Origin of the sequence: Mucilaginibacter sp., from assembly GCF_028287845.1 — a bacterium.
In the GTDB taxonomy this organism is placed as follows: domain Bacteria; phylum Bacteroidota; class Bacteroidia; order Sphingobacteriales; family Sphingobacteriaceae; genus Mucilaginibacter.
In genome coordinates this window covers 1-20,314 of record NZ_JAQBOW010000140.1, presented here as the reverse complement: position 1 = coordinate 20,314, position 20,314 = coordinate 1, and the positions used below count along the sequence as shown (strand labels likewise).

Annotated in this window: 14 protein-coding genes and 1 pseudogene; 9 read left to right on the top strand and 6 right to left on the bottom strand. The window is 40.3% G+C overall.

What is annotated here, in order from left to right:
• The 4 genes from proS to JWP71_RS13825 form a co-directional block, all read left to right on the top strand.
• Positions 1-1,138: proline--tRNA ligase (gene proS, locus JWP71_RS13840; RefSeq protein ID WP_299501030.1), on the top strand; the 1,138-nt coding region annotated here is incomplete at its 5' end.
• Positions 1,139-1,218: 80 nt separating this feature from the next.
• Positions 1,219-2,382, top strand: coding sequence for a cystathionine gamma-synthase (locus JWP71_RS13835; protein ID WP_299501028.1), 1,164 nt, complete (start codon positions 1,219-1,221; stop codon positions 2,380-2,382).
• 111 nt (positions 2,383-2,493) lie between these two features.
• Positions 2,494-3,309 carry a TIGR02757 family protein gene (locus JWP71_RS13830; RefSeq protein ID WP_299501025.1) on the top strand — a complete coding sequence of 272 codons (816 nt, stop codon included), beginning with the start codon at positions 2,494-2,496 and terminating at the stop codon, positions 3,307-3,309.
• A gap of 116 nt (positions 3,310-3,425) precedes the next feature.
• The gene (locus tag JWP71_RS13825) at positions 3,426-3,788 is read left to right on the top strand and encodes a DUF5655 domain-containing protein (protein ID WP_299501023.1); all 363 of its coding nucleotides are present in this window, start codon (positions 3,426-3,428) and stop codon (positions 3,786-3,788) included.
• Between the two features lie 358 nt (positions 3,789-4,146).
• On the opposite strand, the gene JWP71_RS13820 is transcribed toward JWP71_RS13825, so the two are convergent.
• Positions 4,147-5,205 carry a nucleoid-associated protein gene (locus JWP71_RS13820; RefSeq protein ID WP_299501021.1) on the bottom strand — a complete coding sequence of 353 codons (1,059 nt, stop codon included), beginning with the start codon at positions 5,203-5,205 and terminating at the stop codon, positions 4,147-4,149.
• 75 nt (positions 5,206-5,280) lie between these two features.
• Between JWP71_RS13820 and mnmE the strand changes: the two genes are divergently transcribed.
• Positions 5,281-6,642 carry a tRNA uridine-5-carboxymethylaminomethyl(34) synthesis GTPase MnmE gene (gene mnmE, locus JWP71_RS13815; RefSeq protein ID WP_299501019.1) on the top strand — a complete coding sequence of 454 codons (1,362 nt, stop codon included), beginning with the start codon at positions 5,281-5,283 and terminating at the stop codon, positions 6,640-6,642.
• A 61-nt stretch (positions 6,643-6,703) separates the two neighbouring features.
• Here mnmE and JWP71_RS13810 read toward each other — a convergent pair whose 3' ends face one another.
• From JWP71_RS13810 to JWP71_RS13790, 5 genes are read right to left on the bottom strand one after another with little or no spacing between them, the layout of a single operon-like run.
• Positions 6,704-7,144, bottom strand: coding sequence for a MarR family transcriptional regulator (locus JWP71_RS13810; RefSeq protein ID WP_299501017.1), 441 nt, complete (start codon positions 7,142-7,144; stop codon positions 6,704-6,706).
• 22 nt (positions 7,145-7,166) lie between these two features.
• Positions 7,167-10,430 (bottom strand): efflux RND transporter permease subunit, encoded by a 3,264-nt coding sequence (locus JWP71_RS13805; protein WP_299501015.1) that lies wholly within the window; start codon positions 10,428-10,430, stop codon positions 7,167-7,169.
• A 6-nt stretch (positions 10,431-10,436) separates the two neighbouring features.
• On the bottom strand, positions 10,437-13,688 hold the full coding sequence (locus JWP71_RS13800) for an efflux RND transporter permease subunit (protein WP_299501013.1): 3,252 nt from the start codon (positions 13,686-13,688) through the stop codon (positions 10,437-10,439).
• Between the two features lie 51 nt (positions 13,689-13,739).
• Positions 13,740-14,921 (bottom strand): efflux RND transporter periplasmic adaptor subunit, encoded by a 1,182-nt coding sequence (locus JWP71_RS13795; protein ID WP_299501011.1) that lies wholly within the window; start codon positions 14,919-14,921, stop codon positions 13,740-13,742.
• Positions 14,922-14,939: 18 nt separating this feature from the next.
• Entirely contained in the window at positions 14,940-16,370 is a 1,431-nt protein-coding gene (locus tag JWP71_RS13790; RefSeq protein ID WP_299501008.1) for a TolC family protein, read from the bottom strand.
• A 30-nt stretch (positions 16,371-16,400) separates the two neighbouring features.
• Here JWP71_RS13790 and JWP71_RS13785 point away from each other — a divergent pair, with 30 nt between their 5' ends.
• From JWP71_RS13785 to JWP71_RS13770, 4 genes and pseudogenes are all read left to right on the top strand, one after another.
• Entirely contained in the window at positions 16,401-16,577 is a 177-nt protein-coding gene (locus tag JWP71_RS13785) for a hypothetical protein (RefSeq protein WP_299501005.1), read from the top strand.
• A 654-nt stretch (positions 16,578-17,231) separates the two neighbouring features.
• A complete protein-coding gene (gene argS / locus JWP71_RS13780) occupies positions 17,232-18,995 on the top strand; it encodes an arginine--tRNA ligase (protein ID WP_299501003.1) in 1,764 nt (587 codons plus the stop codon).
• A 111-nt stretch (positions 18,996-19,106) separates the two neighbouring features.
• Positions 19,107-19,955: an SDR family oxidoreductase gene (locus JWP71_RS13775; RefSeq protein WP_299501001.1), complete on the top strand. Its 849-nt coding sequence runs from the start codon at positions 19,107-19,109 to the stop codon at positions 19,953-19,955.
• Positions 19,956-20,085: 130 nt separating this feature from the next.
• Positions 20,086-20,314 (top strand): annotated as a pseudogene (locus JWP71_RS13770) (DUF1080 domain-containing protein); the annotation flags it as partial.

The following is a 20,314-nucleotide window of genomic DNA, read 5'->3' as shown; positions in this document are numbered from 1 at the left end:
GCTGGAGGAAGAACTGATAGTTCGCCCAACATCTGAAACTATTATATGGAACACCTATAAAGGCTGGATACAATCATACCGCGATTTGCCTATTTTGGTTAACCAATGGGCCAACGTAATGCGTTGGGAAATGCGTACCCGTTTATTTTTACGCACCAGCGAATTTTTATGGCAGGAAGGCCATACCGCACACGCTACAGCCCAGGAAGCTATTGCAGAAACTGAACAAATGCTGGAGGTATATGCAGATTTTGCAGAAAACTGGCTGGCACTGCCCGTGGTAAAAGGACGTAAAACACCGAATGAACGTTTCGCAGGGGCATTGGATACCTATTGTATTGAAGCTTTAATGCAGGATGGTAAAGCCCTGCAAGCAGGAACATCTCACTTTTTAGGTCAGAATTTTGCTAAGGCATTTGATGTGAAATTCACCAACAAAGAAAATAAGCTTGATTATGTTTGGGCAACTTCATGGGGAGTATCTACCCGTTTAATAGGCGCGTTAATTATGGCCCACTCTGATGATGCCGGATTAGTACTGCCGCCAAAACTGGCGCCGATACAGGTTGTTGTTGTGCCCATTTATAAGCATGATGAAGAATTAGAGAACATATCTGCTTATGTAAGCACATTAACAAAAGCGCTTAAGGCAAAAGATATATCAGTTAAATTTGATAAACGCGATACCCATCGCCCCGGCGCTAAGTTTGCCGAATATGAGTTGAAAGGTGTACCTTTGCGCGTAGCTATTGGTAGTCGCGATATGCAAAACGGAACAGTTGAGCTGGCCCGCCGTGATACTAAAACAAAAGAAACCGTTAACCAGGAAGGTTTGGCAGAGCATATTGAAGCATTATTGGAAGAAATTCAAAATAATATCTATCAAAAAGCTGCAGCATTCCGTACCAATAATACAATTGAGGTTGATACTTACGAGGAGTTTAAACGCCTCCTTGACGAGAAACCGGGATTCCTATCAGCTCACTGGGATGGTACGCCCGAAACCGAACAAAAAATAAAAGATGAAACTAAGGCTACAATACGTTGTATACCTTTAGATAATAAACAGGAGGAAGGTAAGTGCATCCTTACGGGTAAGCCATCGAGTCAGAGGGTGTTATTTGCAAGAGCTTATTAGAGTTTAAGTCCATAGTCCATGGTCGATAGTCCATAGCCTATGAAGGTATATTTTTTACTATGGTCCATTGACTATCGACTATGGACCGTGCTGAAAGCACAACCATGAAATTCGCAACAAAAGCTATACATGCGGGTCAGGAGCCCGATCCATCAACAGGTGCAGTGATGACGCCGATATATCAAACATCTACCTACTGGCAAAAATCGCCAGGCGATCATCAGGGGTATGAGTATTCGCGTGGTACAAATCCTACCCGTAAGGCTTTAGAAAATTGTTTGGCAGCTTTAGAGAATGCCAAATTTGGACTGGCTTTTTCAAGCGGAATGGGTGCTACCGACGCGGTAATGAAATTATTACTGCCCGGTGATGAGGTTATTACAGGTAATGATCTGTACGGTGGCTCATACCGTATGTTTACTAAGATATTTGCTAATTATGGCGTTAAGTTCCATTTTCTGGATCTGTCAAACCCTGATATTATCCGGGAATATACCAATGCTAATACTAAACTGATCTGGATAGAAACGCCTACCAATCCAACCATGCAGATAGTTGATATTGCGGTTGTAGCTAAGATTGGCAAAGAAAAAGGTTTACTAACTGTTGTAGATAATACCTTCGCGTCACCATACCTGCAAAATCCAATTGACCTGGGTGCTGATATTGTGATGCACTCGGTAACTAAATACATCGGTGGCCACTCTGATGTGGTAATGGGTGCATTAATGATGAACGATGAGGATTTGTATAAACGCCTTTTCTTCATCTATAATGCCTGCGGTGCTACACCGGGGCCAATGGATAGCTTTTTGGTGCTGCGTGGCATTAAAACGCTGCATTTGCGTATGAAAGCCCATTGCGAGAATGGCAGAATAATAGCCGAGTTCCTGAAAACGCATCCCAAAGTAGATAAGATCTACTGGCCGGGCTTTACCGATCATCCTAACCATGAAATAGCCAAAAAGCAAATGCGCGATTTTGGAGGTATGATATCTATCACCCTAAAAGGTGCCGATCTGAAGGAAACATTCAGGGTTGCCTCATCATTTAAAGTATTCACTTTAGCCGAATCATTGGGCGGGGTAGAGTCGTTAATTAACCACCCGGTTACCATGACACACGCTTCTATACCCAAAGAGGCGAGGGAAGCAGTTGGTGTAGTGGATAACCTGTTACGTTTAAGCGTAGGGATAGAGGATGTGGACGATTTGCTGGATGATTTGAAGAGCGCGCTCGCATAAATTTGTCATCCTGAGCATAGCGAAGGATCTTCTAAACGCGACAAGTCAGGCGTACAAGATCCTTCGCTATGCTCAGGATGACAAGGACTTTTTGAGATCCCAAAAAACACAATGATCGAAAACCTTCGTGCCTTCCTCGACGCCAAAGTAACCCAATACAACCAACCCGGTTTTATTACTAATGACCCGATTTGCATCCCGCACCTGTTCACCAAAAAGCAAGATATCGAGATTATGGGTTTTTGGGCCGCAACGCTGGCTTGGGGACAACGCGTTACCATCATCAATAAATGTAAAGAACTGATTGCTTTAATGGATGGTGCGCCTTATGATTTTATTATTAATCATGAGGAAGTCGATCTAAAAAAGTTATTGCATTTTAAACACCGTACTTTTAATGATATTGATACGCTGTATTTTATCAGTTTCTTTAGATGGCACTATACAAATCATGAATCGCTGGAGGAGGCGTTTTTACCACCTAACCCCCTAAAGGGGGAACTATTAGTGGGTGTCGAGCCAATTGAGCAATACCTTAATCATTTTCGCTCGTATTTCTTTTCGTTGCCGGATTTTCCGCATCGCACCAAAAAACATGTATCCTCGCCCTCGCAAAAATCTACCTGTAAGCGGCTAAATATGTTTCTCCGCTGGATGGTGCGCAAGGATGATTGTGGTGTAGACTTTGGTATCTGGAACCGTATCAAACCATCAGAACTCATCATGCCCTGCGATCTGCATGTAGACAGGGTGGCCCGAAAGCTAAACCTCATTACCCGTAAACAAACCGACTGGCAAACGGCCGTAGAGCTTACCCAACGCCTGCGCGAGTTTGATCCTGTTGATCCGGTTAAGTATGATTTTGCGCTGTTTGGGTTGGGGATAGAGGAGCGTTGGGGGGCTAATGAAATTATTTCGATATTGTAAGCATATCCCGCGTGTCATTTCGACCAACGGGAGAAATCTATACATAGACAGGTGGCTACTTTGCATTGCATAGATTTCTCCCGTTGGTCGAAATGACACGATTGAATAAATTAATCATGCAAGACGACAAACACATAGCAGAATTTCTTTCTGGTAAATCCTCCCATACCTTAATGCTTTATCATCATTTTTTAAATGAGTTTAGTAAAATAGGTGATATTACAGTTGAACCTACCAAAACCATGATAGGCATATCTAACACACATAAGCGTATTGCCTGGGTAACGCAGTTAGGTAAAAATTTTATTCATGTGGTTTTTCCGTTCAAACAATCCTACGAGGATAATTTATGTTTCCAGAAAGTAGGGCAGGTGCCGGCGCAACAGCAGTTTAATCATCATTTAAGGGTGTTAAATGCTGAGGATATTAATGAGGAAGTGCTGGGGTTTATGCGGTTAGCGTATAGCGGGGAGAAGTAATTATAAGTCTCATCAAATTTCCTTCGATCTTTAAGCTATTCACGCTTGTTTCATCAAGACTTTTCTCCGCTATTTATAAGTAGCTTTTTTATAGATAATTAGGTGGTTATTAAGTTACGGTTTACTGACTTATAAGTTGTTACACAAATCTTGTTACACGGTTGATAAAATCCGCAAATTGCAATTAATTGATAATCAATAAATAAAATAAAAATCACAAATAAAAATACTGACTTAAAAGTTGTTACATTTTGTTACATCACTTTTTCATAATTGTCTCATAAGTAATACTTTAAGTGAAAATCTTGTTTCACTTGTTACATTTTGTTTCACTCTCGCGTGTAACAAGCAATAGCCATTATTGCTCTTCCTTAAAAAACACTTTGTAATAATTCATCGCTTTATCATCGTCAAAGCCTTTCTCTATTAGCTTGTTATCGCCATGTATATAAATATGAAAGTTCTTATCCAGCTTTAGCACACTTTTATAAACGCGTGCCTGCTTCTTTACGGCATTGTTTGATATCTCGAACGTATCGCCAATCTTGGTATCAAACTCGTCCTCATATTGGTTCTTAAAGGTTTTGAAAGATTCAATCGCTTTTGGGTTACTGATAACCTCGCCGGCAAATTCGTCCATATTAAAGGTTTCCTTCTCTTTAAAGTACTTCATGGAACGGTTAAGCAGGTCTATTTTATCAGCCTTGGTCATATCAAACCCCTCGTCAATTTTATTGGTGACAAAATTTTTGTAAATACCTAACGCGTTGCTGGTTTGGTTATAGCTGTCGTTGCGTATTTTAAGCTGTAAGAAGTCATCTTTCCAATAAACAGCAGTCTCTTGCCCGCGGCTATTGTTGTCAATTACAACCACTTTATAGCCGTTCTCTTTTTCAATATTAAATATCAGGCAGCCTTTATCCAGCTTATTAATGTTGATGGCGTTTTCTTCGTAATCAACAGCGAAGCCATCTTTTTCAGGGTAAACCTTTAAGTAAGTTTCTTTGTTTTCTGATTTGAAAATACCGATGGCGTCGAGCAAGTTACCTTCTATCTGCACATTTTTAAAATAGACCACATATAACTCGCCCGATTTTATTTTAGGGTGATTGGCAACTTTGTACAGGTACTTAGCTATCTGTTCAGACATTTCATGAAACTTCTCTTTGTCGTCGAATATCTGTGTGGCAAAGTGATGTATTTCATTAAGCGCCAGGTCGCCGCTGCTATGCATCAGGTGATAAACCTCTACCGATTTTTCGAACGGAGTTAAAAAATACTGCTTAAGCAAGCTGGAAATCAGCTCATCTTTTAAAACAAGCGGATGGTCAGACAGGGCATACATTTCGCTTTGCGACTGGTTACCAACGTGATGTACAGAAATTGTATCGAGCGAAGCTTCAAAAAAAGTTACCATAATTGAATCGCAATTTAGTTTTTTTACTTTATGGTTATAACTATTGTTGACTCTAATTTGCGACCTTTGCCCGCAATGACTAATACAGAAGAAACCATTGTTGCACTTGCCACCCCAACCGGGATAGGTGCCATTGGTGTTATACGCCTGTCGGGCCCGGATGCTATAACGATTGCCAATAGCGTATTTAAGAGTAAAGATCTGACCAAACAACCATCACACACTATCCATTTTGGTAATATAGTTGATGGTGATGCTATATTGGATGAAGTATTGGTTTCATTATTTGTGGCCCCAAAATCATATACCCGTGAAAACGTGGTAGAGATTTCCTGCCATGGATCTGCTTATATATTAGAATCTATTATAAAGCTGCTCATTAGACGTGGCGCAAGGTCTGCCAAGCCGGGCGAGTTTACCTTACGCGCCTTTATGAACGGCCAAATGGACCTTTCGCAAGCCGAAGCCGTTGCCGATCTGATCGCCTCCAACTCTAAAGCATCGCAACAAGTGGCCCTGCAACAATTGCGGGGCGGGTTTAGTGACCAGCTGCAAACTTTGCGGGATCAATTGGTGCAATTTGCATCGCTAATAGAGCTTGAACTTGATTTTGCTGAGGAGGATGTAGAATTTGCTAACCGCGACCAGCTAAAAAAACTGATCTATGAAATTGTGCGGGTAATTAGCGCGCTGATACAATCGTTTGAATTGGGAAATGCCATTAAACAAGGCGTAAACACCGTTATCGCCGGGAGGCCAAACGCGGGCAAGTCAACCCTGTTAAATGCCCTGTTAAACGAAGAGCGTGCAATAGTTAGCCATATTCCCGGAACAACACGCGATACTATAGAAGAGGTATTAAATATTAATGGCATAAACTTTAGGCTAATAGATACTGCCGGAATACGTGAGGCTACTGATGCTATTGAAAAAATAGGGGTAGAGCGCACCATGGAAAAGATAAATCAGTCGGCCCTGTTAGTTTATGTTTATGATGCGGTGCAAATTACTATCGACGAACTAAACAGCGACTTAGAAAGCTTGCAACGCCCCGGTGTTACTATGCTTGTTGTCGCAAATAAAGCCGATCTGCTTACATCCGAACAACTCACCGCTTTACCTCATTCACAAGCCATTATTATTTCGGCAAAGGAAAAAACGCATATAGATACCCTTAAATCAAAGATATATCACTCGGCCGTAAAAGACCAACTGGACGGCAACGAAACGCTGGTAACTAATATACGCCACCTGGAGGCCCTCCAAAAAACAGAAGAGGCCCTGGCAAGAGTATTAAACGGAATAGATACCGTTACTTCCGACTTCCTGTCAATGGATATCAAACAGGCGCTACATTATCTCGGCGAAATTACAGGCGCAGTTACTACGGATGATCTGCTGGAGAATATATTCAGCAAGTTTTGTATCGGAAAGTAATTGTTTGTTAATAACTTACAATAAATGCATTATGGTTTTTTTATAATCCCCTGAATGCTTTTTATTGCTGCTTATTTCTTTTTAAAACAAGATTTTGCCTTATATTTTCAGATACTTCAAAGAAAATATTTAATTTTTCTTCGCTAATTCCGCGCTCGGCCAGATCATTAATTTGCTGGATCTTTGTTTCAATATAAGGAATAGATACCAATGCATCAGGCGAAAGATAAACATAATGCTGCCGCCTGTCGGCGGGGTTCCTTTTTATAATAACCAGGTTTTTTTCTTCCAGGTAAAAAAGAACATTAACCATTCTTGATTTATCAATTTGCAATAATTCTGCCAATTGATTTTGCATAATTGGCTCTTTTTGTTTAGCCAGCACTAACAATACTTCGTAATGATTATTTACCTGGATAGATGAAAACTCACTGGTGAGTTTTTTGGTATATAGATGATCTATCTGTCGTAAATTTCTTGATATAAGTTGTACGTTTTTCATAGTTTGCTACACCATTTATTTGTTACTTTTTTGTTTGGTTATGATTAGCATGATCTTCGGCTATATCATATTCCAGCTCGGGGTCAATATTTTGTTCTTCTACTTTTTTGGCCTTTTCCATCAATTCTTCATGATGCGCTTGTAAATAAGCCAATTGTTTTTTTCCGTACGAAAATCGTGTAAACAATACAAATAGCACAGGCACAATAAATATAGATATGGTTGATGATGCCAGCATACCGCCTAATACGGTTATACCTATAGTATTTCTTGACTCGGCACCGGCACCGGTTGCTAAAACAAGCGGCAATACGCCCAGTATAAATGCCAGTGAGGTCATAATTATCGGTCGTAAACGCAAGCGCACAGCTTCAAGGGTAGATTTGATGAGCTCTTCGCCTCTGTCAACCCGTATTTTGGCAAACTCAACTATCAGGATTGCATTTTTTGCAGATAAGCCGATGAGCGTGATCAATCCAATTTGGGCATAAACATTATTGGTAATAGTTGGCGCGGTCATTAATGCTACTATAGCACCAAAAGCACTTATAGGCACCGCGAGCATTACCGAAAACGGAACCGACCAACTTTCATACAAAGCTGCCAGAAACAGGAACACAAATATGATAGAGAAAAGGAATATGTATATGGTTACAGATCCTGCTTTTATTTCCTCATAACTTAAGCCCGAAAACTCATAAGTATACCCCCTTGGCAATGTTTTAGCAGCTAATTCTTTTAATGACTCAATAGCCTGACCGCTGCTATAACCTTCTGGAATAGAGCCATCAACCTCAGCCGACCTGAAAATGTTAAAGTGTGTAATCAACGGGGCTGCTACAATAGGTTTATAGCTTATTACAGCACTTAACGGCAGCATTTGCCCTGCCGAATTATGAACATAATACTTATTCATGTTTGATATAAGCGCACGATAGGCAGTATCTGCCTGTATTACCACGTGATAGGTACGATTGTACAACGTAAAGTTATTTACAAACAAGCTGCCCATATAGGCCTGCATGGTCGAAAAAACGTCGGAAATATTAATGCCAAGTTTTTCGCATTTTTCGCGGTCAACATTAAGCTCATAGCTTGGCGTATGTGCCGAAAAATAGCTGTAAGCGGTTGAGGTTGCCGGGTCTTTTTTTGCAGCGGCAACAAATTTTTTAACCACTTTTTCAAAGGTGTATATGTCATCTGTCGAGCTGCCTTGTTCAAGCTGCATGGAAAAGCCTGCGGCCTGGCCTATCCCACGTATAGGTGGGGGTTGCACCACCACCACGTTGGCATTTTTTATGCCCGCCTTTGCAATTTTTTGTTTTAGTACATTCATCAGGCCGGGTATCCGGGTATCTGGCGTGGTACGGTCGTCCCATGGGGTGAGCATACAAAACATGGAGCCGTTATTCGAATTGGCCCCGCCGTTTAAAATATTAAACCCTGATAGAGCCGTATAATGCAATATCCCCGGCGTTGAAGCTACTATTTTCATCAACTTATTCATTAGGTTAACAGATTGAATGGTTGATGACGCTTCTGGTAATTGATAGGTTATGTATAAACGACCGCCATCTTCGGCCGGTACAAACCCCGATGGCTTGATTTGAAACAGAAAATAAGTACCTACGCAAATACAAAATAATAAAATAACAATATACCTGGCACCATTAATACTGTGACGCACACCGTGGGTATATTTTGTAGTTGTTTTATCAAAAACCTTGTTGAACCAATTAAAGAACTTGGCAAGCCAGTTTGATTTTGAGTTAACCTTAACTGATGGCCTTAACAGCAATGTACAAAGCGCCGGTGTTAATGATAAGGCAATAAAGGCCGAAAGCATAACCGATATAGCTATAGTAATGGCAAATTGCTGGTACAAGCGCCCCACAATACCCGGTATAAAGCCAACCGGCACAAATACTGATGCCAATATTAACGCAATAGCAATTACCGGTGCCGAAATTTCTTTCATGGCATGGTAGGTTGCCTCTTTGGGCGACATGCCTTTTTCGTCAATATAATGCTGTACGGCCTCGACCACAATAATTGCATCGTCAACTACAATACCTATGGCTAATACAAAGCCAAACATGGTAAGCGTGTTTATGGTAAATCCCAGCGGTATAAAAAAGCAAAAGGTTGCTAAAATAGATACCGGAATAGCTAATATGGGTATGATAGTTGAGCGCCAGTTTTGCAGGAACAAAAACACAACAATAGCAACCAATGCAAGCGCCTTAAGTAAAGTACCTATAACCTCCTGCATGGATACTTTGATGATGGTTATTGATTCAAAGGGAACCACATAATCAACATCGTTAGGGAATGTTTTTTTTAATTTAGCTAAAGCAGCGTATACGTTTTTAGCGGTTTGTAACGCATTACTTCCCGGCGATTGAAAGATTTGTAAGGTTGATGCCCTGTTACCATCAATAAACGAGTTGCTTGAAAAGGTGAACTTACCTAACTCAACCCTTGCCACATCCTTTAAATGGATGAGCTGGCTGGTTCCGGGCACGGCCTTAATTACAATGTTCTCATAATCTTTAGCTTTGTTCAACATCCCGTTAACCAGGATACCTGTTTCGTAAGTTTGGTTTGTATACTGGGGTGGTGCACCAACCGAACCTGCGGCAACATATACGTTTTGGGCATTCAGCGCAGCGGTAACATCTGCAGGTGTTAAACCGTATGATGCCATTTTATCCGGGTTCATCCATATACGCATACTAAAGTTATCGGTACGCGCCGATACATCACCTACGCCCGGCACTCGCAATATGGCATCTTCAATAAATGTATTGGTGTAGTTATCTAAAAAGGTAATATTATGCGTGTGTTTTGGCGAATAAATACCTATCAGCATCAATTGATCCGGGTTACTGGCGCGTACAGTTAACCCCAGCTTACTTACAACAGCTGGCAATGATGGCCCGGCTATACCCACCCTATTTTGAACATTCAGCGCGGCGATATGTACGTTGGTGCCAATTTTAAAAGTCACTCTAATACCCATACCGCCGCTATTGGTGTTGGTACTGGTCATGTACTCCATGCCGGGGGTACCGTTTATTTGTTCTTCAATAGGGGTTGCAACGGTTTGCTCAACCGTTTGCGCATCGGCGCCGGTGTATGATCCGTTAACCGATACGCTTGGCGGTGATATATTTGGATACTGATCAACAGCCAGATTAAACAGGCACACTATGCCCGAAATAGACAATACTATAGATATAACGATCGCGGTAACCGGCCTCTTAATAAATGTATTTGCAATCATTTTTAGTTAGCTTTTACTTAGTTCGCGTGATTTTTGAATTTCGTACTCCAGTTCAGGATCGATATTTTGTGCTTCAACTTTTTGTGCCTTAGTTCTTAAGTGTTCGCGATGAGCCTGTAAATACTCCAGCTTTTCTTTACCGTAAGAGAACCGGGTTATCACCACAAAAAGTACCGGAACGATAAATATGGCCAATGTTGACGCAGCAAGCATACCGCCAAGTACGGTAAAGCCAATGGTTCTGCGGGCAACTGCGCCTGCACCAGTAGCCAACACTAATGGTAAAACACCTAAAATAAATGCCAGCGAGGTCATGATAATCGGCCGCAAACGCAGGCTTACCGCTTCGAGGGTTGATTTGATGAGCTCTTCGCCCAAATCTACCCGCACTTTGGCATACTCAACAATCAAGATGGCGTTTTTAGCCGCGAGGCCTATAAGCGTTATTAACCCTATCTGCGCGTATACGTTATTGGTTAAGTTTGGTACCAATATCAGCGCTAAGATAGCACCCAAAGCACCAACAGGCACCGCAAGCAATACCGAAAAAGGCACCGACCAACTCTCATACAACGCCGCCAAAAACAGGAACACAAAGGTGATAGAGAAGATGAATATATAAATAGTGGTAGACCCCGCTTTTATCTCTTCATAACTTAATCCCGAAAATTCAAAATCATAGCCCTCTGGTAATGTTTTTTTAGCAAGCTCCTGCATAGCATCTATCGCCTCGCCGCTGCTATACCCCTGGGCCGATGAGCCATCAACTTCGGCCGTACGGAAAATATTGTAATGCGATATTAAAGGCGGTGCATCAACAGGTTTATAAGTTATAACCGTACCCAAAGGCACCATGCCCCCTGCCTGGTTACGAACGTAATATTTATCCATGTTTGACACCACTTTACGGAACGCGGTATCGGCTTGTACCACCACGTGGAAAGTGCGGTTATAGGTAGTAAAGTCATTAATATAAAGACTGCCCATATAAGCTTGTATTGTGGTAAAAACATCAGCTATGTTTACGCCAAGCTTTTCGCATTTCTCCCTATCAACCGTTAAACTATAGTTTGGCGTGTGCGAGGTATAAAAACTAAATGCCTTACTTATTTTGGGGTCCTTATTTGCCGCGGCAACAAAGTTGTTTACTACTTTTTCAAATGCTTGTAAATTATCGGTAGTGCTGCGCTGTTCTATCTGCATGCTAAAACCCACCGTTGTACCTATACCCGGCAAAGGGGAAGGTTGTATAACCTCAACATTGGCATCTTTAATACCTGCATCAATTATGCGTTTTTGTAAAACGCCAATAATACCCGGAACCTGCTCACTTGATTTATTACGGTCATCCCATGGAGCCAACTGGCAATAAATGGTACCATTATTGGAGTTACTGGCATTGGTTACAACGTTTAAACCTGATAAAGCTGCATAATGTGCAACACCCGGTGTTGAACCAATAACTTTCATGAGTTGCGACATAACTTGAACCGACCGTGCGGTAGAAGATGCCGGTGGCAACTGGAAAGTAACATATAAGTTTCCATCATCCTCTGAAGGGATAAAGCCTGATGCTTTTTGCTGGAATAAAAAGTATGCCGCCGCGCAAATACAAACCAACATAATAATAACCAGCCGCGATGCTTTTATACTTTTTCTTACCCCCTCGGTATAACGGGCAGTTACGCGTTCAAACCAGGTATTAAACATAAAAAAGAACTTATTTATGCCTTTTGCTTCTTTATTAATATGGGATGGTTTTAATAATAGCGTACATAAAGCCGGTGTTAACGATAACGCGATAAATGCCGATATCATTACCGAGATAGCGATTGTTATAGCGAATTGTTGATATAAACGCCCCACAATGCCCGGTATAAAGCCTACCGGAACAAATACCGCCGCCAAAATAAGCGCAATAGCTATTACCGGCGCAGAAATATCTTTCATGGCTGTGTAGGTTGCCTCTTTGGGCGACATGCCTTCATTGTCAATATAATGCTGCACCGCCTCAACCACAATAATGGCATCATCAACCACAATACCTATGGCCAATACAAAACCAAACATGGTTAAGGTATTTATGGTAAACCCTAATGGGATAAAAAAGCAGAATGTACCGAAAATAGATACCGGTATAGCCAACACAGGTATTAAAGTTGAACGCCAGTTTTGTAAGAATATAAATACTACAATGGCAACTAACCCTAATGTTTTTAACAGCGTGCCTACTACATCCTGCATAGAAACTTTAACCACGGTAACAGATTCAAACGGAACCCGGTATTCTACATCAGAAGGAAAGGTTTGCTTTAACTTAGCCAGCGCAGCATATACGCCATTAGCCGTTTCGAGCGCATTACTGCCAGGCGCCTGGTAAATTTGCAGGTATGAGGCTTTATGCCCGTCAACAAACGAGTTGCTGGAGAAAGTAAACTTACCCAACTCAACCCGGGCAACATCTTTAAGGTAAACCAGTTGGCCTGTGCCGGGTATAGTTTTTACAATAACTTTTTCAAATTCAGATACCTTATTCAAGCGGCCATTTACCAAAATACCTAACTCATAAGTTTGGTTTGATGCCTGTGGCGGCACACCTGCTGTACCGGCTGCTACCTGCACGTTTTGTGCGTTAAGGGCATTAATTACATCGGTAGGTGTTAAACTGTAGGCGGCCATTTTATCCGGGTTCATCCAGATACGCATACTAAAATCGTCTGTAAACCTGCTTATACTGCCCACACCCGGCACACGCAATAAAGCATCCTGTATAAATATGTTGGTGTAGTTGTCTAAAAATGTAACATTGTGTGTTCCTTTTGGCGCGTAAATAGCCACCATCATTAACATACTTGGATTAACCGCACGTACAGTAAGGCCCAGGCGGCTTACTACGGCCGGCAATAAAGGCGTGGCAATACTCACCCTGTTTTGTACATCAAGCGCGGCAACGTCAATATCTGTACCCGGTTTAAAGGTTACATTCATGGTCATTTGCCCGTTATTGGTACTATTACTTTGCATGTATTCCATGCCGGGAGTACCATTTACTTGCTCCTCTATAGGTGTTGCAACTGTTTGCTCAACTGTTTGGGCATCGGCACCGGTAAACTGGCCGTTTACCTGTACAATAGGCGGCGTTATATCCGGGTATTGATCTATAGGCAGCAATAGTATTGATACTGTGCCGGTTATTATCAACACAATAGATATTACTATAGCTGTTACAGGTCTTTTTATAAAGGTATTAGCAATCATATAATCTCTTCGTCTAAAGTTTTAGAAGTATGTGTTTTATAGTGATATCTATTAGCGTCCACCTTTTCCGCCTGCACTTGGGCCCACTTTATTTGCAGTAGTAACACGCGATCCGTCATGAAGCAACTGTACTCCGTCAACAATAAGCTTCTCACCACTTTCTATTCCACTTTTAATGATCATGTTAGCACCAATGGTTTGACCAACCTGCACCTTTTTTTGCACGGCAATTAGTTTTTTGATCTTATTTTTAACCGAATCGGCGCCAGCTTTTGGGTTGTTTACCAGGGTATCTTCGGCGGTGTAAACAAAATATTCACCCATTTGCTCAATAACAGCTTTGCCCGGTACCACCAGCTGCGGCTCGGTTTCTTGATTATGCACGCGCACGACGCCACTCATACCAGCCCGTAAAATTCCTTTTGGGTTAGGGAAAGCAAGACGAATAGTGATGGTTCCGGTTTGCGAATTAACAGCACGGTCAATAACCGCTATTTTTCCGGTAGCCGGATAAATTGAATTATCTGATAATAAAATAGTGAAAAGAGAATCGGTTAGATGTTTACCTTGTTGCAGTAACTCAAAACGAGGTAGCTGCTTTTCGTTTATCACAAAATCAACTGCCATCGGATCATCCGTAGATATGGTATTTAAAACCGTTGAGCCGCTTGTTACCACATTGCCAAGTTTTACCTGGCTAAAACCAATAGTACCATCAAACGGGGCATAAATTACGGCATATTCCAAATTAGTTTTAGCTGTTTTAACCGCCTGATCTGCAGATTTAACCTGGCTGTTGGCATTTTCTAAAGTAATTACAGCATGATCATAAAGCTGCTTGGCTACGGCATTATACTTATTTAAATACTCATAACGGTCTGCATCCTGCTGCGCCTGTGTAAGTGTACCTTCGGTAACTTTCCGGTTTGCAACCGCGGCATCGTAGGCATCCTGGTAAATGCGCTTATCAATTTCATAAAGCTTCTGGCCTTTTTTCACATGGCTGCCTTCAATAAAATATATACCTGTAACGGCACCCTGAACCTGGGGCAACAAATTAACCTGGCTTAACGCGGCTGTAGTTGATGGGTATTGGTCATAATACAACACGTGCTTTGCAGTAACCTTAAACAAGTTAACAGGTACTTCAGTATTTACTGGTGGCTGCTTTTTTTTACATGCTGCCAAAATAAGTACACTTATAAAAATGGCATTTAATAATACTCTCTTCATTGAGGTTGTTTTTATATATTAGTAAGTGATATCTCCAAATGCCTTTTGCAGATCAATTTTACTTGACAGCAATTGGAACAATGAGTTTGTATAGTTTATTTCTGATGTAATTAGGTTCGACTCGGCAGTAATTACGTTTAGGTAAGCAACAATACCTTGTTTGTATTGCAGGTTAACCACAAAATATACGCGCCTGGCCATAGCCACATTTTTTTGTTGTACATAAAAACTGTACAGGTTGCTTTTATAATTAGCTAAACCCGTTGTATATTCGTTATACACCTGCAGTTTAAGATCGGCTTCATCCAATTTAATTACCTGCTCCTGCAGTTGAGATTTGCGCACACTGTGCACACGCGCAAACCCTGTAAAAATTGGGATACTAAGCGATATGCCTACTATCGAACTTGGATATGAAGATGACAAGATGCCGGGAAGATTATTATTGGCAAACTGTAGGTCATAATTAAAGAACCCTGATATGGTTGGCATAAAAGCATACTTATAATAATTAGTAAGCTCAAGCTGCAATTTTTGTCGGGTTTGAATTTGCTGATACTCTATACGTTTTTGATATTGTAGTTCTTCGGCTGTATCAATACGTATGCTATTCATCATCTGCGTGGTATCAATGCGTACGTTAAATTGCTTTTCGGGTTCATAACCCATTAGTTGTTTTAAGGCAGCATATTCAGGTACAATATTTTCATTGGCCTGTTTCAACTGTGTTTTAGAGTTATTAAGTGTAATAGTGGCCTGCAGATAATCTGTTTCATCAACTATACCGCCTTTATATTGGTGGTAAGTGTCGCGCACGTTTCGGCCTAACCGGGCTGTATCTTCTTTTAAAACACTTATTTGCTGTAACGTAAGCAAAACATTATAAAAGGCCTTACTTACCGCGGCAACTACATATATTTTAGTGCTGTCTGTAACTTGCTGGGCTTGCTTAACCAATAAAGGCGAAGTTTTAGATGTATACAATAACTGCGGGCTTACTATTGCTTGCGAAACTGATAACTCAGGCACAAATGTATTTGAATAACTACTGCGTGTAGTTCCGCTAGTACTACCCGTGCCGACTGTACTGGTAGATATATTATTGTTTGATTGCTGTATATAGTGGATCAAACTACCATTGGCGTTAACCTGCGGTAACCAGGCAGCTAAATTAACCGAATTAGTTTCGCGGGTGATATCAGTATTGAGAAATGATTTATTTAAGCCCGGCTGATGGATCATTGCATAATCAATACATTGTCTTAGCGACAAAAACACCCCTCCATTTTTACCCGTATCTGTTACGTTAGGTATTATCGGGAAACCAACTTTAGTGGTATCCGGAATATCATCGGGAACAGGGAATTTTGATTTACGGTTTTGCGCGTAAGCAGTTAACGATAAACTAAAAGTTACTGTTATCAATAAAAAGAAACGTATTCTCTTCATATTAAAATGTATCTTCTTCATTTGCAAACAGTGGATTTATTTATAGGATATTTCATAAGGGTAACTAAAGCAATAGCCAGCATTACCTTAGCTATTGCGCATTCGTTAAGAATTAGTGTGATAATTATTGAAAAACCCGTACAAGAAAATGCGGGTATAGTTGAAGCTAAAATTTCCGGTAACAGAAAATTAAGCTCACTATTTTAAGAAAAAATGGGATGTCAGATTCGGAGTGTGCGCAGGCTTAAATAATTATTAAACTGCGGAATATGGTATACCGTTAAATAAATATTGCTCTTTTTTGTAAGATAAAAAAGGGCAAGGCTACTTAAAACAAATATAAAAAGAATAACATTAGCAGCAGTGGGAGGTACTAAAAACTTTTGTTTGTTTGTAATGGTTGACCGCGAACCACGCTGCAATAAATTGCTTGTATTACTTGTGCTATTTCCCTTGCTAATAAATTCAGTATGTGCTAACACTTTTGAGTTAACCGTATGATTAATAGGTGGCAGCATAAGAATATACATCACAACAAAAAACATATATATCATGAAGAATGATATAGCTATGCATTTATGAAGAATGTGACTACGTATTCTCAAAACAATTTTAATTTTTTGCTAAGATACGGGCTTGTGGGTAAAATGTTTTGTAAATATTTAGATACAGGTCAAACCATTAAATAATCCATCTTGAATATTAATATCCGCGTATATTCAATGGCTTTGTAAAAACGTGTCACATTAAAAACAATATATAATTGCTCTTTTTGTATCGTAGAAAGTAACTTAACAAGTTAACCAAACATTAACACTATTAGCAACTTAATGCTTGGAGTATTTTATTTAATTTTGCAGTATGAATTTTATTATTGAATCTACTGTTAAAGCCATAAAAGAATTATATCATGCAGATATTGCACCTTCCGATATAAGTCTGCAGGAAACACGCAAGGAATTTGAGGGCCAGGTTACTATAGTTACTTTTCCGTTCACTAAGTTTTCACGTAAATCGCCGGAGCAAACAGGGGCAGAGATAGGAGAATATTTAAAAAATTCATTAAAAGAAATTTCGGCCTTTAACGTAATAAAAGGGTTTTTAAATATTTCTATTTGCAGTGCTTACTGGATAGATCAATTATACACAGAAATTTTAAAGGACGATTTTGCTGTTTTAAAACCAAATGGCAAAAGGGTGATGGTTGAATACTCATCACCCAACACCAATAAGCCGTTGCACCTGGGGCATGTGCGTAACAACCTGTTAGGTTATTCTGTTGCTCAAATTCTTGAAGCTGCAGGTTATGAAGTAATTAAAACCAATTTGGTAAATGACCGTGGCATACATATCTGTAAATCTATGCTGGCCTGGCAACTGTATGGTAATGGCGAAACGCCGCAATCAACAGGCGAAAAAGGCGACCATTTAGTAGGCAAGTATTATGTAATATTTGATAAGGAATACAAAAAAGAGATAGAATTCTTAAAATCCGAAGGCCAAACAGAAGAGGAAGCAAAGAAAAATGCCCCGCTTATAAAACAGGCTCAGGAATTGCTGCTTAAATGGGAGGCCGGCGACGAGAAAGTTATCGACTTGTGGAAAACCATGAATACCTGGGTATATGATGGTTTTGGAAAAACATATAAAGCCCTGGGGGTGGAGTTCGATAAATTCTATTATGAATCTAACACTTATTTATTAGGCAAGGATATTATTGATGAAGGTTTGCAAAGCGGGGTGTTCTTTAAAAAGGAAGATGGTTCTGTGTGGATCGATCTAACCGAGGATGGCCTTGACCAGAAGCTGGTTTTACGCGCCGATGGTACTTCAGTTTACATGACCCAGGATATGGGTACCGCCAAGCTAAAATATGATGATTTCCAAATGGATGAATCTATTTATGTAGTAGGAAATGAACAGGATTACCACTTTAAAGTGTTGTTCCTGATATTGCAAAAACTGGGTAAAACCTGGGCAAAGGGATTATTCCATTTATCATATGGCATGGTTGATCTGCCATCGGGGAAAATGAAATCGCGTGAAGGAACAGTTGTTGATGCTGATGACCTGATTGCTGAAATGAAAACCACTGCCAAAGCGCAAACTGAAGCTTTAGGCAAGATAAATGATTTTGGTGAGGAAGAGAAAGAACAACTATACCACACTATTGGCATGGGCGCTTTAAAATATTTCCTATTAAAAGTTGACCCCAAAAAAAGATTGTTATTTGACCCCAATGAATCAGTAGATTTCCAGGGACACACAGGTCCGTTTATACAATATACCCATGCCCGTATTAAGTCGGTTTTAAACAGGGCAACTATAACAGGTATGGAAACAGATCCAACAGAATTAGCTCCGGAAGAACGTGACCTGATAGTAACACTAACACAGTTTCCTGATATAATTACACAGGCAGCAATTGCCTATAATCCCGGCACCGTAGCTAATTATGTGTACGAGTTGGCTAAAACTTACAATAAGTTTTATCATGAGCATTCTATACTACAGGCTGAAGATGAACTGGTAAAGCAATTCAGGCTGGAGCTCTCTGTTGCATCAGCCAAAGTTATCAGTAAGGCCATGAATTTGTTGGGTATTGATGTGCCCGAGCGGATGTAAATCTTAAGAAGAAAAAATAATTGTCAAAGCTGCTCTATAGGTAGCTTTTTTTGTTTACTAAAAACATTATTTAAAAGCCGGAGGTTTTAGAAGTAGATAATCAACAACAAAATGGAAACTAAAACTCCCCAAAAGCAAAACAAACAGCCGGGCATTGAAGCTAAGATGAATCCGCGTCCCGAATACATAAAAGCGATTTATAAAGCTGCCGGTAAGCTTACAGGTAAAACCGCGCTTATAACCGGCGGAGATAGTGGCATTGGTCGTGCGGTTAGCGTGCATTATGCTAAAGAAGGTGCAGATATTGCAATTGTTTATTTAGATGAAGATGTGGATGCAATAGAAACCAGGGATATAGTTCGATCCTTTGGTCGTAAATGCCTGCTGATTAAAGGTGATATTAAAAAGAGTTCGTTTTGCAAAAAAGCTGTCGAGCAAGTAGTTAAAGAATTTGGTAAATTGAATATATTGGTAAATAATGCCGGTATCCAGGTGCCCGAGAAAGACCTGAAAGCCATAGATGAAAAACAACTGGAAGATACCTTTAAGACAAATATTTTCGCTTACTTCCATTTTGCAAAAGCGGCATTGGCACATATGCAGGAAGGAGACACCATTATTAATACTACATCTGTTACCGCTTATCGTTCATCGCCGGGCCTGATAGATTATTCTTCTACCAAAGGCGCTATTACTTCATTTACACGTTCATTGGCAACCAATCTTACCGAAAAAAAAATACGTGTAAACGCAGTTGCTCCGGGCCCGGTTTGGACACCATTGATCATATCAACCTTTGATAAAGAGAAAATTAAAAAGTTTGGATCAGAAACCGCCATGAAGCGTGCAGGTCAACCATCAGAACTTGCACCGGCCTATGTGTTCCTGGCATCTGACGATGCATCATTTATAACAGGGCAGGTAATTCATGTTAATGGTGGTGAAGTGGTAAATGGTTGATGATATGAGTTTTTAAAAGAACAATTAATATCCCATATTTCCAATTTACTTAATTTTATTACATCATCCTGTTTTTACAAAGATTGATGTGATATTTTTTTCACTATGTTTGCTTACCAATTTCTTTATTATGTTTAATAAAAAACACACCCTTTTACTTGCAGCGTTATTTGCCGGCAATTTCTTTATTGCTAATGCTCAAAATAATCCCAAACATGAAGATACCGAGGTGTATGAACCCGTTCCGAATGTAGTAACACCCGGTAAAACTAACAGCGATGCACCGTCAGACGCTATTATATTATTTGATGGTAAAAATTTAGATCAATGGACATCGACAGAGCAAAGAGGCACGCCCG

Bases quoted from the DNA above. Each gene is read 5' to 3' on its own strand.
- JWP71_RS13835 (WP_299501028.1), top strand. From the start codon at position 1,219: ATGGACCGTGCTGAAAGCACAACCATGAAATTCGCAACAAAAGCTATA.
- JWP71_RS13830 (WP_299501025.1), top strand. From the start codon at position 2,494: ATGATCGAAAACCTTCGTGCCTTCCTCGACGCCAAAGTAACCCAATAC.
- JWP71_RS13825 (WP_299501023.1), top strand. From the start codon at position 3,426: ATGCAAGACGACAAACACATAGCAGAATTTCTTTCTGGTAAATCCTCC.
- JWP71_RS13820 (WP_299501021.1), bottom strand. From the start codon at position 5,205: ATGGTAACTTTTTTTGAAGCTTCGCTCGATACAATTTCTGTACATCAC.
- mnmE (WP_299501019.1), top strand. From the start codon at position 5,281: ATGACTAATACAGAAGAAACCATTGTTGCACTTGCCACCCCAACCGGG.
- JWP71_RS13810 (WP_299501017.1), bottom strand. From the start codon at position 7,144: ATGAAAAACGTACAACTTATATCAAGAAATTTACGACAGATAGATCAT.
- JWP71_RS13805 (WP_299501015.1), bottom strand. From the start codon at position 10,430: ATGATTGCAAATACATTTATTAAGAGGCCGGTTACCGCGATCGTTATA.
- JWP71_RS13800 (WP_299501013.1), bottom strand. From the start codon at position 13,688: ATGATTGCTAATACCTTTATAAAAAGACCTGTAACAGCTATAGTAATA.
- JWP71_RS13795 (WP_299501011.1), bottom strand. From the start codon at position 14,921: ATGAAGAGAGTATTATTAAATGCCATTTTTATAAGTGTACTTATTTTG.
- JWP71_RS13790 (WP_299501008.1), bottom strand. From the start codon at position 16,370: ATGAAGAGAATACGTTTCTTTTTATTGATAACAGTAACTTTTAGTTTA.
- argS (WP_299501003.1), top strand. From the start codon at position 17,232: ATGAATTTTATTATTGAATCTACTGTTAAAGCCATAAAAGAATTATAT.
- JWP71_RS13775 (WP_299501001.1), top strand. From the start codon at position 19,107: ATGGAAACTAAAACTCCCCAAAAGCAAAACAAACAGCCGGGCATTGAA.